Here is a 12,942-nt window from a genome sequence, read left to right as displayed (position 1 = left end):
AGCACGAACGGCAACCGGGACACGAGGCAGCGGGACGGCAGGTCGACCGGCCGGAACGCAGGCGGGCAGAACCGCCAGGACAGAAACTGCACTGGCGCAGCGAAACAACAATCGGATCGTCAACAGGGCTTCCCTTTTTGGGTCTTGTAACCAACTGACGAGAAAGCGAAAATCTGCTCAAAACGCCTTCGACGCAGCCGCTGCTCCGTCCAGCGCAGGGAAGGTTCGTTCCGTTCCGGTCGCAGCCGCCCGCATCAAGGTTTCGTGGCGATACTCGACGGGTCGGTGGCGGTGTCGATCGCCGTGCCGGCTTCCTTTCGCTCCGAATAGCGATCGACCAGCTGGGCGGTATGCGGGCGCAGCAGGACGGTGAAGCGCACCAGTTCCTCCATCACGTCGACGATCCGGTCGTAATAGCTCGACGGCTTCATGCGGCCGGCATCATCGAACTCGGCGAACGCCTTGGCGACCGACGACTGGTTAGGGATCGTTACCATCCGCATCCAGCGGCCCAGCACGCGAAGTGTGTTGACGCTGTTGAACGACTGCGATCCCGCTGACACCTGCATGACCGCCAGCGTACGACCCTGCGTCGGGCGCATCCCGCCCATGCTGAGCGGTAGGTGATCGATCTGAAGCTTCATGATGCCAGTGATTTGGCCGTGGCGCTCGGGGCTGCACCACACCTGCCCCTCTGACCACATCGATAGTCCGCGCAGTTCGTGGACGGCCGGGTGATCGTCGCCCGCATGCTGGTCGGGTAGCGGCAGCGTCGATGGATCGAAGATACGCGTTTCGCAGCCGAAGAAACGGAGCAGCCGTGCTGCTTCCTCGATACACAGGCGCGAATAGGATCGCTCGCGCAGCGATCCGTAGAGCAGCAGGATGCGCGGCGGCGGATCGCCAGCCCCCAGCCCGAGGGCGGGCCGATCGCGTGCATAGCGCCGGTCGAGCGCGGGCATATGGTCGGGGTCGGCAAGGTCGCGGACAGGCATCAGGCAATCCCAATTCGCAGCGCGAGCGCCGCCAGCGTGATGAGCAGGACAGGCACGGTCAGCGTGACCCCGACCCGGAAATAATAGCCCCATCCAATGCGCACGCCTTTTTGCCCGAGGACGTGGAGCCACAGCAGGGTCGCGAGCGAGCCGATCGGCGTCAGTTTGGGTCCGAGGTCGCAACCGATCACATTGGCGTACATCATTGCTTCCTTGACCGCCCCTGTCGCGTGCGCGGCATCGATCGACAGCGCCCCCACCAGCACGGTCGGCATGTTGTTCATCACCGACGACAGAACCGCCGCGATGACGCCCGTACCCAGTGCCGCGCCCCACACGCCACCTTGCGCGGTGCGATCGAGCAGCGCCGCCAGATGATCGGTCAGGCCGGCGTCCCGCAGGCCGTAGACGACCAGGTACATGCCGAGCGAGAATAGGACGACCTGCCATGGCGCGCCGCGCAGCACCTTGCCGGTCTGGATGACATGGCCTCGCCCCGCGACCGCCAGCAGCAGGATCGCGCCGGCAGCGGCGACGGCGCTGACCGGCACGCCGAGCGGTTCGAGCAGGAAGAAGCCCGCGAGCAGGACGGCCAGGACGATCCATCCGGCGCGGAAGGTCGCGCGGTCGCGGATGGCGTCGGCGGGTGTCCGCAATGCAGCCACGTCATAGTCGGTTGGAATGTCGCGTCGGAAAAACAGCAGCAGCGCGCCCAACGTCGCGGCGATCGACACCACATCGACCGGCACCATCACGGCCGCGTATTCGCCGAAGCCGATCTTGAAGAAATCGGCCGACACGATGTTGACGAGGTTCGAGACGACCAGCGGCAGGCTGGCGGTGTCGGCGATGAACCCTGCCGCCATGACGAACGCCAGCGTCGCCTTGTCCTCGAACCCCAGCGCCCGCAGCATGGCGATGACGATCGGCGTCAGGATCAGCGCCGCGCCGTCATTGGCGAACAGCGCGGACACCGCCGCGCCGAGCAGCACGATCAGGACGAACAGCCGGCGACCATGCCCCCCGCCCCAGCGCGCGACATGGAGCGCCGCCCATTCGAAAAATCCGGCTTCATCGAGCAGCAGGCTGATGACGATGATCGCGACGAACGCGCCGGTCGCGTTCCAGACGATGCCCCATACCACCGGCACGTCGGACAGCGTGACCACGCCCGCGAGCAGCGCCACCACCGCCCCGCCCATCGCGCTCCATCCGATGCCGAGGCCCCTGGGTTGCCAAATGACGAGCGCGATCGTCGCGACGAAGATCAGGACGGCAAGGAGCATCAGGCGACGCGCTGGCCCGAAGCATCAACCACCTGTTCGCCGTCTTCCTTGGCGAACGCGGCGAGCTGGGCACTCGGCAGCAGATCGAGGACGGCTTCGGACGGGCGGCACAGCTTCACGCCGAGCGGCGAGACGACTAGCGGCCGGTTGATGAGGATTGGGTGCGCCATCATCGCGTCTATCAGCGCGTCGTCGGACAGCGACGTGTCGCCCAGCCCCAGTTCCGCATAGGGCGTCCCCTTCTCGCGCAGCAGCTCGCGCGGCGTCATGCCGGCGCGGTCGATCAGTTCTGCCAGCAGCGCGCGGGCCGGAGGGGTTTTCAGATATTCGACCACATGCGGCTCGATGCCGGCATTGCGGATCATGGCGAGGGTGTTGCGCGACGTACCGCACTCGGGATTGTGATAGATGACGATGTCGACGGCCACGGGACGTCCTTTCAGCAACAGGGGGTCAGTTCGGCAACGAGCGGCGCGCACAGTTCCGCGTTGCCCGCAGCAATCCTTGACGAGGAACAGTGTCAGCGCGCGCAGGCCGTCGAGATCGGCGCGGTAGATGATCGACCGGCTATGACGCTCGGAATGGACCAATCCCGCGCGGGCGAGAATGCCGAGGTGCGCCGACATGGTGTTTTGCGGCACGTCGAGCTGACGGGCTATTTCACCGGCCGCCAGTCCGGTTGGTTCATGGCGGACAAGCAGGCGAAACACATCGAGACGCGTTCCCTGTGCTAGCGCGCCAAGCGCAGCGATAGCCGAATCGGTTTCCATATATCCAGCATAGTAGATATGCGGGCTAGAACTAGGGTTGATTTGTCTGCCGCAACCGGACCTGCGGCCGGGGCATGACGAACCTGGGCATGATGAAAATGATAGCCGTAAAGCCGGAAACCATCAGCGCCGCATCTGATTCCGTAACCCACCGAAGCAGAAATTACCCGAACACCATTTGTGCCGGAGGTCGGCATCGCCGATGCCGGGGAGGAAGTCCTCCGTACTAAAAAAACCGAAAACCCGAATAGATATGGCGATCGCAGCATTATGCCCTAAGGTTTCGCTTTTGCGCAATATTATTGCAAGAATTTTCCCCGATAACCCTAATTTTGCCTCTCCCGTGGCGGTAAGTCAGCTTAAAAGGACACATAGTTTCATTAATTTAAGCCTAAAAATTTTGATATGTTTGTTATTTAGTGTCCTAGTGTTGGAATATAGTTACGTTATCGAGAGTTATTCGGGTTTTCGGGTAAATTTTGACCGCGACCTGTGATTTTTGCCAGGAAAAGGCTGCTTTCTCTAAAAAACGCCGAAATTAGGGTTATCGGTTTTTTAGGCGCAATACCTACAATATGGTGCAACTGCGTTTCACCATATTGTATGCGGCGTCGCCTTCGGCGCCGCTTGGATCGGCGCTGATGCGCCGAGTTTGGCATCGCTCTCGCGATGCCAGCGCTAACGCGGGAGTTGCTGCTTCGCAGCGTCGGACGGGGCACAGCCGCCCCGCTACCCTTCGAGGTCCTGTAGGACATACGGGTTAAGAAACTGACGCTTGTGCAGGAGGCCACGGTCGACAACGGAAAGGGCAGCTTCGTCACACACGGCGTCATAGCGATCGATAATGGTCGCAATTTGGTTGTCGATGATGGCGTCAGCCGCCTCGCGGGTCAGCAGGAAAGTACCAGCTGCGTCGAGGCAAAGCCTTAACTGACTGTCGCGGCGCGCGCCATGGATCAGCATCGCTTGGCCCGCCGCGCCACCCGCGCGGGCTTGCGGACAGATGTCATAGGCAGGCGTCAGCGCCAGTGAGCTGCCGCTCCAAAACGCCGCGTGGTTGCGCGCATGGTCGTCAGTGTTGCCGCAGAGGATATTGAAGACCAGCCGGCCGAACAGCTCCCGCAACGTCTCTCGCGGTTTGGTGAAGCGGTGGCGAATGATCTCGGCCAGCACCTCATAGCTAGCGTAGCGTGCCATCATCTCGTCGAGTTCGAGCAGCGTCAGCGCCGACACCATCGCCCGGCGCGACCACCCCTCGCCGACGGCCACACGATCGAAGCGCTCGACCAGCAGCACGTCCTTGCCCTGCGCCTGCACCAGCCGTACCGGCGCGACGTTCAGCCCGGCCTTGGCGGCGAGCCGCATCGCGACATATTCGGCCTTCACGACATTATGGACGTCGCCAGCTGCGGGAAATTTGGCGACATATTTCGTCGTCCCGTCGGTCAGCAGCGCCTTGGGCCGTGCGCCGCCCAGCGAACTGCCATGATGCAGCGCACGGTCAAGCTCAGGCGTCAGCGGGATGCCGGCCTCGACCCGCTCCGCCGACTGGACCAGTTCCTCCAGCGTCGCGCCGATCGCAGCGCGCGGAACATAGTCGGTTGCCGAGGCCTGAAAATCGAGCGCGCCGATCCGATCGGACCCGGACTCGAGCAGATAGCTCAGCTCGTCGATGCGATCGACATCGCCATCCCGCGCCTGCCGCCCCAGCAAACGGTTGAGGATGACCCGACGTCCCCAGGCATCGGGCGCGGCATCGCGCAAGCTGCTCGGTATCGAAAGACCGGGCAACGGCACGATTGCGCCCGGGACGAGCGGCAGTTCCGGCAGGTACAGCGGCATCGCGTCCACGCGTGCCAGATAGCTGCGGCCATAGTTGAACGACAGCCTCTGCCCGTCGCGAAAGATACGGCCCGCCACGACCGGCTCGGTGTGTCCGGGCAGCCAGACCCAGACGAACGCCTGATCCGCCATCAGAAATCGTCATCCACGGGAGCCCGGCGGCTGTGAACAGCAGCGGGCAACAGCGCGAGCCGATCGGCCACGCGGTTAGCCTCGCGCGCCACTTCCTTTTCGTCGAGGCCGAACAGCGGCACCTTCAGAATCGCCGCCAGTTCGAACACGGTACCGATCGCACAACCCGGTTCCCCGCGTTCGACCCGCACGAGCAGGGATCTTGATATTCCCGCCCGACCGGCGAGGTCCGCTTGCGATAGGCGCTGCTCTGTTCGCGCGGCGCGTAGCGTATCGGCCATTAACTTGAGCGCATTTTCGGCATATCGCGACTGGGCTACCATTCCCAATATTTAGCATCAAATATGCGTCATATCTACTGATGTGTCGCATATTTGATCCATCACTCGTCCGCGAAGAAGTCTTCGTCCAGCCGCTTCACCACGATGGTGCGGCTCACGCGAACGCCGACGCCGTGTTCGATCATTAGTTCGGCGAGGCGCGCGCCGTCGATCAGGACCACGCGCTGCGGCAAATGGCGGACGAACTCGATCGCGGGGGCGCTGAAGCTGGAGGTGGTGACGAACACGCCCTTGGTCGCACCGAAGCCGACCAGGCTGCCGACGAAGCCCTGCACGTCGGGCCGCCCGACGCCGACATGCGGGGCATAGCGCTTCGCCTGGATATAGATGCGGTCGAGGCCCAAACGATCCTCGTCGATGACACCATCCACGCCGCCGTCGCCACTGCGGCCGAGGCTGAGCGCGGCACCCTCATGGCTGCCCCCATAGCCCATCGCCACCAGCAGATCGACGATCGTGCGTTCGAAAAAGGCCGGGCTCTGCGCCAGCACACGCTGTAGCAGTTCGGCCTTCAGTGCCGCGTGGAGGACGCCCTGCGCGGCGTCGATCTGCTCCTCGGGCGTGGCGGTCGCGGTGGCGGCGGCTTCGGCAACCTGTGCCTCGGCGGGCGAGGCCTGCGGGTCCCCGGCATAGAATTGCGCGAAGGCGGGATAGGTCTTCAGCGTCTCGACCGTGATCGTCGCCGGCTGGGTCGAGAGCAGCGCCTTTCCTTCTGCGCTGGCGACGAAGCGGCCGCGTTCGGGACTGTCGATCAATCCCGCCTTGGCCATGTAGAATTTCGCCCAGTGGATGCGGTTGTGCAGCACGCGCTGCCGCCCGCTGGGCAGCATCTCCTCGCGCTCCGCCTCGCTCAGCCCGAGCTGATCGGCGATCGCCACCGCCGCATCGGGCACGCGCGTGACGCTGGTGGCGGCGAGGCGCAGCACCGGCAGCATCAGCGTCTGATAATCGGGAATGGCCATGTTCTCCTCCCCGCTCAGCCCACAGCCTTGCGCGCACGCCCGCGCTTCGCCTTGGGCGCGGCGGCACGTTCGGCGCGGATGCGGTCGAGCAGTACGCTAGCCGGCTCGTCCTTCGGGTCCTGCGGCACCAGCTCGCCGCGAAACGCCTTGGCGAGGATCGCAGCTTCAAGCCGGTCGAGCAGCGCGCGGGCGCGGGCGGCTTCGGCTTCGAGGCGGTCGGCGCGGGCGAAGGTGGCGCGAAGCACCGTCGCAATCTGCCGTTGTTCAGCCAAGGGTGGGATTGGCAGCACCATTCGGCGGAAGGAATCCAAGCTGATTTTCTGTTGGGCCACACCTTTAGTTGCGGCTCTAATCTGCTCCTGCACACACGGAAAACGAAGGCAGAATAGGAGATAATCCGGTTCTGCGAGTTGGCTGTGCGCGCGGAGCTTGATGCAGTCCGCCGTAATGATCGCACGCGCGTCGCCGGTGAAAAGCGCCACATCGCCCGGCGGATCGCCCATTTTGGTCACAAGCAAGTCGCCGCTCTCGACCATATGCGCCTTTAATTTCTCAGCCTTTTCGCCGTTAACATATTTCGCGCCTAACTCGCCGAACTGTTGCGCCCTTACATCTCGCACAAAGACGAGACGCGTTCCCGACTCGCGGTAGTCTGCCTTGACCAAGTCGCTCCCGAACGGACCAATGCCGATCGAATGGGGCGCGTCGGCAGCTATTTCGTCCGGAGAGACTTGCGCCCATGTCTTTGGCAACGCAAAATTGAGGGAAATGCTAACGACCCGCCGGACAGGTTTAGGTCTCTTTGTCCTAAGATCCCTCACCGCATCAAGAGCGTCGGCAGCGCTTGACGTAGCAAGCTGTGCTTCCCGCCAAGACCCAGATAATGAACCGAACTGGGCAAGGCTCAACGCATTTTGCCGCAGGCTTTGAGCTAGCATCGGGATGCGATCAAGATCATCCCGTGCCCTTGCAAGACGGACAGCCAGACCGTCGACTTTCGCGACGATACGCCGTTGTTCGGCTGCGGGGGGCAGCGGAAAAGGTACTCGTTGCAGGGCCACCTGCGGCAGATGCTTGATCGTAGTCCCCGTGAAGAGGTGGGAAAGTCCATCTCTTGCAGCAAGATGGGTGAAAAGCGCGGCGATGTATTCGGCGTTCACTGCGTCAAGCGGCCGGACGCGATGAATCGCCTTTTGGAAAACCAGATCCCGCTCGCCCCCACGCCAAACAGCACACCGTCCCGGCTCGCCCCCCTCACACACGAACAGGTCGCCATCGCGAACCGCCAATTCGTCACGCTCCTCAGCCGTGACTCGCATCTCGAGTAAATCCGAGAGATCGAAGGCACCCCACCGCACATTGACGTTGCGAAGATAGGCGACGGGCTCACCCTTATTCTTGTTCGCGTCGAGCATCTTGCCGAGCTTCGTCGCGGAGACGTCGCCAACGGTCGTCTCAATCCACCCCGTCGGCAACGTCATTCCGCCGCCTCCACGATTACCGGCTCTTCAGTCTCGCTCCCCAATTCTGCCACCAGCGCGCCGATTTCCTCCAGCGCGGCCAGCAGATGACCCTCGATCGCCGCGGCGATGTCCTCGGGCGTGTCGAGGCCGTCTTCGGCGTCGGCGCTGGTGTCCTTGAGCCAGCTGATGTCGAGATTGTCGCCCCGCGCCTCCAGCGCGGCGCGGTCGAAGCGGCGGAAGCGGCCGGTTTCGCCTTCGTCGGTGCGCGCCGCGCGGCCATGCGGATCGTCGCCGAACGCCGCCACGAAGCCTGCGAAGTCGGCGCGCTTTAGCGGGTTGGTCTTGCCATAGGCGGGCGCGCCCGCGCGCATGTCGTAGATCCACACCGCCTGGGTCGCGTCCTCGGCCGGATCGGCTTCGGTCGATCGGGTGAAGAACAGGACGTTGGTCTTGACCCCCTGCGCATAGAAGATGCCGGTCGGCAGCCGCAGGATGGTGTGCAGGTCGCAGCGGTGCATCAGCATCCGCCGGAGCGCCTTGCCGCGCCCATCGTCGAACAGGACGTTATCAGGCACCACCACCGCCGCGCGGCCGCCGGGAGCGAGCGCGCGGATAATGTGCTCGACGAACGGCAACTGGTAGGAGGAGACGCGGTCGGTGATGGTCAGGTCGTCACGCGTCGGCGGCCCGCCCGCCGGGCCGAAAGGCGGGTTGCTCAGAATCAGGTCGGCGCGTTTGAACGCCGCCTCGCTGCCGCGCGGCGACAGCGTGTCGCCCAGCACCAGATCGGTCGGGTCGATCTTGTGGAGGTGCAGGTTCATCAGCAGCAGGCGGAAGGTGTCGGGGACGTTCTCGATGCCGCGAAACGCTTCGCGCAGCTGGAACGCCTGTTGCTTGGGCGACAGCTCGAAATAGTCGTCGGTGCCTTCGCGCATATGGCGGTCGGCGGCGATCAGGAAGCCGCCCGTGCCCGCCGCCGGGTCCTGAATCACCTCGCCCGGCTGCGGCTGCATCAGCGCGACCATCACGTCGATCAAGACGCGCGGGGTGAAATACTGCCCTGCCCCGCGCTTGGTCTCCTCCGCCATTTTCTGCAGCAGGCCTTCATAGGCGTCGCCGAACGCGTCACGCTCGGCGGAAAACCAGTGCAGCCCGTCGATCGCGTCGATCAGGCGGCGCAGATTGGCCGGCTCGCGCACGATGGTCGAGGCGTTCTGGAAGATGGCGACGACCGAACGGTCGGGGACCTTGGCGGGATCGCCCAGGTCGATCAGCGCGCGCTTGTAGACGGTCAGCAGTTCCGCCTCGTTCGCCGCCTTCAGCCGAGACCAGCGATAGGCCTCGGGAATGCGGCTCTCGTCCTTTTGCTCCGACGCCATCTTCAGGAACAGCAGATAGGTCAGCTCGGTGACGTACTGCTGATAGGTGATGCCGTCCTTGCGGAGCATGGCGCAGAGCCGCCACAGCTTGTTCACCAGTTCGGCGGAGGGGTTCACGGGGCGTCGTCCTTTGTCGTCAATTGGGGCGGATCAGGCCGCCTGGTCGGTATCGCGGCTATCCCAGATGGCGACGTTCAGGTCCATCAGCACATCGCGCAGGTGGTGGTCGAACTCGCGATCGATCGCGTCGAACCCGCCATTCTGGGCGAACAGCGGATCGGACAGGATCGCGGGATCGCCGACCGGCTGTTCCTTCAGCGCGCGGCCGATGCGTTGCAGCCAGCGGCGCTGGATCGGCGTCCAGTCTCGGCTCGCCAAGATGCGCTCGACCCCGCTCTCGACGCGCGTGGCATAGGGGACCAGCGGATCGCCGAGCGCCGCCTGCCGCACGAAACCGATGATGTGCGCGGCGATGTCGGCATTGCGGACGCGGCCATAGGCGGCGCGCAGATGCGTTTCGGAAAAGCCGTGCGTGTCGAGCAGGACGGAAATTTCCTTCAGCTCGGCGCGGGTCAGGTCGCGCGGGCGCTGCGTCGCGGCGATCAGCGCGGGCACGACGTTCATCTGGCTTCGGACATAGGCCTCGAAACTCTCGATATAGTCGGCCGGGCTCGCGTGATCGGGGAAGACGTCGTCGACGCCGATCAGTTCGTCGTCATGGGCCGAAATGAAGACGCCGGGATCGGTTCGCTCGCGCGGTCCCTGGTCTAGGATGTCGACCAGTGATGGATGCCGCTCAAACAGCGCCAATGCCTCGGCGGGCGTGGCGTCGCGCAGGCGATCGGGCAACGCATCGGGTGCGCCAAGCAGTTGCTCGATCCGCTCCCGCGCCGTTGGAGCAAGCCGGGGCAGCCGCTGGCGCAGCTTCACCACTATCTGGTCGCGGACGAAGGCGCGATCTTCCTCTTCGGTGGCGCGCGCCAGGTCGCCCAGCAGCGTGGCGAAGCTTAGCGCCGGATCGACCACCACCGGCCGCATATCGGTCACGTCCTGAAGATGCGCGTAGAGGTCGACCGCGTCGAAGATGCGAAAATGGGTCTTGCCGATCTCATCGCAGCGCCGCGTCGCACGGCCGATCATCTGGTCGTAGAGAATACGGCTGTTCACCCGCCGCACGAAAACCAAGTTGGTGATCGCGGGCACGTCGATGCCGGTGGTCAGCAGATCGACCGTGACGACATATTTGGGGCGCGGGTCGTTCTTAAACGCCCTGATCCGCTCCAGCGGGCGATCGACGGTACCCGTGATCTTCTCGACCAGTCCGCCGGGCAGTGCGCCGTATTCCTCGGTCAGCGCCTTCGCGAGTTCGTCGACCAAGATGTCGGCATGGTCGTTGCTGACCGCGAAGATCAGCGTCTTGCCCGGCTGGTCGGGCGGGCATTCCTGCGCCACCGCCTGCGCCACTGCACGGTTGAACGCCTGGGTTAACACCTTGCGATTGAACGCCGCGACCTCGAAATCGACTTGGTCGGGCAGCGTCATCAGCTCGATCTCGCCAGTCTGGCGGTCGACGATCTCTACCTCGTCGCCCGCGTCGAAGCGGATCCCGGTCTGGCTGAGCGCGGTGGTGATCCGGCGCGGCGGACGATGGTCGATCAGCCATCCGTCGATCACCGCCTGCCGATAGCCATAGCGATAGACCGGCAGGCCGAAGATCTGCGTCGTGTGCAGCGCGGGCGTCGCGGTCAACGCCACCGTCGCCGCGTCGAAATAGTCGAGCACTCGGCGATAGGCGGACAGATAATCGTCGAGATTGCGGAAGCCGAGATCCTCTTCGCGCAGCTCGGCGTCCAGCGTGTAGCCGCGATGGGCCTCGTCGACGATGATGAGGTCATAGGTGCCAGGCGTCGGGCGCGCTGCATCGGGATCGTCGAACAGGCGGCGGATCATCGCCTGCACGGTCGCGACCTGCACCCGGTCGACGGCTTCTGGCAGCTTCTTCTCTAGATCGGCAACGCCGAACACCTGGTCAAATTTCAGGAAGCCGCTGGTGTCGGTCACGCTCATGGCGTCAAGCGTCTGGCGACCCAGCGCGCTGCGATCGACCAGGAACAGGATGCGGCGGAAGCGATTGGCGCGCAGCAGCTCGTACATCAGCGCGATGGCGAGGCGCGTCTTGCCCGTGCCCGTGGCCATCGCGACCAGCATGTCGCGCCGACCGGCACGGATCGCGTCCTCGACCGCGGCGATCGCGTCGCGCTGATACGGGCGCAGGCCGGCGACCCCCAGTTCCTGATCGGCGACATGCGCACCGGCCGGGACGATCGCCTGTGCCAGCCGCTCCTCCAGATCGCGCGGACTGAACCATTCCGGGAGCGCACGCGGGACCGCGCCCGGCGTGCGTGCATCCCAGAACCAGATGCCCGATTTCGTCGCCAGTTGCTTCACATAAGCGCGCCCGTTGGTCGCAAACAGGAACGGGACGCGATAGCGGTGTTCGCCGTCCAACCACGGACCGCCGCCCGGCAATTCGTCGGGCGTCAGCGCGATATCCTGGGCATAACGCCGCGCCTGTCCCAACATGGCGGGGACGTCGGTCTTCTTTTTCTTCGCCTCAACGACACCGATGCAACGGCCGTCGATGAACAGCGCATAGTCGACCCGCCCCTTCTTCGTCGGCCATTCGGCGATCGCCATCGCCTCGCCATAAGCAGGCCGGGCACCGGCGGCGTGGGTCAGCGTCTCGCTGTCGACGGTCCAGCCGGCAGCGCGCAGTTTCGCGTCGATGAGAACGCGGGTGGCGTCCTCGTCCAGCTCCACCTTCTCTGCCGCGCGCGATGCCGCCGCGGACAGCAGTTGCATGTCTTGGGTCGGCGCCGCCTGTGCCTCGGCTCGGATCGCGGCCAGTTCTTCACGGGCCTTGGCCAGCGCAGCTTCGGTCTCTGCCGCATAGTTTTCCCAGAACGCGCGCTGCCGCTGCTGCTCGTCGATCGATGCCGCCAGTCGTTCCCGTTCCGCCTCGGCATCCTGCGCGCGCAACCGGGCCTGCGCCTCCGCGTCATGGCTGTCGGCAACCGCGTTGCGTAATCTGGCAAGTTGTTCGCGCAACGCGGCATCGGCGTCTGCTGGCGCAATCGGAGGCACGAACGGACCGGGATCGAAAGACGCCGCATTCCGATAGGTGCGATGGTACCAGACACCGATCGCGCTCGCGAACTTCAGCGCGTTCAGGGCATCGCTTGCGGACCCGCGGTCCTCATGGGCAGCGGCATTGCCCCAGCGCCTGATCTGGAACAGCAGGTCCGCAACCTGCTGCGGGAATATATTGCGAGCCTTTCCCTCGCGCAGCACCTCGTCGAAGGTCGCCGACGACGAAGACGACAGGCCATGGCGCGCTAGAACCTGTTTCGACAGCGCCTCGCCGAACAGTCGCAGTTTGAGCAATGCGGCCGGCGGATCGGAACGGAAATAGCTCTCCGCCAGTGCGCCCAGCCGCGCCAACTGGCCATCGCGGGCCGCCAAAAAACCGAAATTGCCGCCCTGCTCAGTATCCACATCTGCTTGTTAGCACGGCCCGCATCGTCTTCAATCACTGACGAAATGGATAATCGCGCAGAGCAAGGCGGCGATGCGAGGTTCCGGTGCGCGCCAAATTTGAGCGATTACCGTATCGGCAGCATCGAAAAGAGCGCCGGTAGCGCTGAACTAGAGGGAAGGCGAAGCGAAGGTTCTGAAGAGAGGAAAATGAGAGTTGGCACCCGCCGGCTCTGCC

The 12,942-nt window shown here is 64.3% G+C and carries 9 protein-coding genes and 1 pseudogene; all 10 read right to left on the bottom strand.

Annotated features, from left to right (window positions below; translation table 11 throughout):
* Positions 1 to 254: 254 nt before the first annotated feature.
* Complete coding sequence (gene arsH, locus ASE67_RS17430; RefSeq protein WP_055764267.1) at positions 255 to 995, bottom strand: arsenical resistance protein ArsH; 741 nt, start codon at positions 993 to 995, stop codon at positions 255 to 257.
* A complete protein-coding gene (locus ASE67_RS17425; protein ID WP_055764264.1) occupies positions 995 to 2,281 on the bottom strand; it encodes an arsenic transporter in 1,287 nt (428 codons plus the stop codon). The genes arsH and ASE67_RS17425 overlap by 1 nt, the downstream gene beginning before the upstream one ends.
* A complete protein-coding gene (gene arsC, locus ASE67_RS17420; RefSeq protein ID WP_082457255.1) occupies positions 2,281 to 2,709 on the bottom strand; it encodes an arsenate reductase (glutaredoxin) in 429 nt (142 codons plus the stop codon). The genes ASE67_RS17425 and arsC overlap by 1 nt, the downstream gene beginning before the upstream one ends.
* A gap of 11 nt (positions 2,710 to 2,720) precedes the next feature.
* Positions 2,721 to 3,051: pseudogene (locus tag ASE67_RS17980) on the bottom strand (ArsR/SmtB family transcription factor).
* 729 nt (positions 3,052 to 3,780) lie between these two features.
* Positions 3,781 to 5,025: a type II toxin-antitoxin system HipA family toxin gene (locus ASE67_RS17410; protein WP_055764258.1), complete on the bottom strand. Its 1,245-nt coding sequence runs from the start codon at positions 5,023 to 5,025 to the stop codon at positions 3,781 to 3,783.
* Positions 5,025 to 5,306, bottom strand: a complete 282-nt coding sequence (locus ASE67_RS18765) for a helix-turn-helix transcriptional regulator (protein ID WP_268795383.1) — start codon at positions 5,304 to 5,306, stop codon at positions 5,025 to 5,027. Before ASE67_RS18765 ends, ASE67_RS17410 begins: the two co-directional genes overlap by 1 nt.
* Positions 5,307 to 5,407: 101 nt before the next feature.
* The gene (locus ASE67_RS17400; protein WP_055764252.1) at positions 5,408 to 6,328 is read right to left on the bottom strand and encodes a restriction endonuclease; all 921 of its coding nucleotides are present in this window, start codon (positions 6,326 to 6,328) and stop codon (positions 5,408 to 5,410) included.
* A 14-nt stretch (positions 6,329 to 6,342) separates the two neighbouring features.
* Positions 6,343 to 7,809, bottom strand: a complete 1,467-nt coding sequence (locus tag ASE67_RS17395) for a restriction endonuclease subunit S (protein ID WP_055764249.1) — start codon at positions 7,807 to 7,809, stop codon at positions 6,343 to 6,345.
* Positions 7,806 to 9,287, bottom strand: a complete 1,482-nt coding sequence (locus ASE67_RS17390) for a class I SAM-dependent DNA methyltransferase (protein ID WP_055764246.1) — start codon at positions 9,285 to 9,287, stop codon at positions 7,806 to 7,808. The genes ASE67_RS17395 and ASE67_RS17390 overlap by 4 nt, the downstream gene beginning before the upstream one ends.
* 33 nt (positions 9,288 to 9,320) lie before the next feature.
* On the bottom strand, positions 9,321 to 12,725 hold the full coding sequence (gene hsdR / locus ASE67_RS17385; RefSeq protein ID WP_156348705.1) for a type I restriction-modification system endonuclease: 3,405 nt from the start codon (positions 12,723 to 12,725) through the stop codon (positions 9,321 to 9,323).
* Positions 12,726 to 12,942 lie beyond the last annotated feature (217 nt).

The organism is Sphingomonas sp. Leaf23 (assembly GCF_001421585.1).
GTDB lineage: Bacteria > Pseudomonadota > Alphaproteobacteria > Sphingomonadales > Sphingomonadaceae > Sphingomonas.
The sequence above is the reverse complement of the archived record's forward strand: the minus strand, read 5'-3'. Positions and strand labels throughout refer to the sequence as shown.

Bases quoted from the DNA above. Each gene is read 5' to 3' on its own strand.
- arsH (WP_055764267.1), bottom strand. From the start codon at position 995: ATGCCTGTCCGCGACCTTGCCGACCCCGACCATATGCCCGCGCTCGAC.
- ASE67_RS17425 (WP_055764264.1), bottom strand. From the start codon at position 2,281: ATGCTCCTTGCCGTCCTGATCTTCGTCGCGACGATCGCGCTCGTCATT.
- ASE67_RS17410 (WP_055764258.1), bottom strand. From the start codon at position 5,025: ATGGCGGATCAGGCGTTCGTCTGGGTCTGGCTGCCCGGACACACCGAG.
- ASE67_RS18765 (WP_268795383.1), bottom strand. From the start codon at position 5,306: ATGGCCGATACGCTACGCGCCGCGCGAACAGAGCAGCGCCTATCGCAA.
- ASE67_RS17400 (WP_055764252.1), bottom strand. From the start codon at position 6,328: ATGGCCATTCCCGATTATCAGACGCTGATGCTGCCGGTGCTGCGCCTC.
- ASE67_RS17395 (WP_055764249.1), bottom strand. From the start codon at position 7,809: ATGACGTTGCCGACGGGGTGGATTGAGACGACCGTTGGCGACGTCTCC.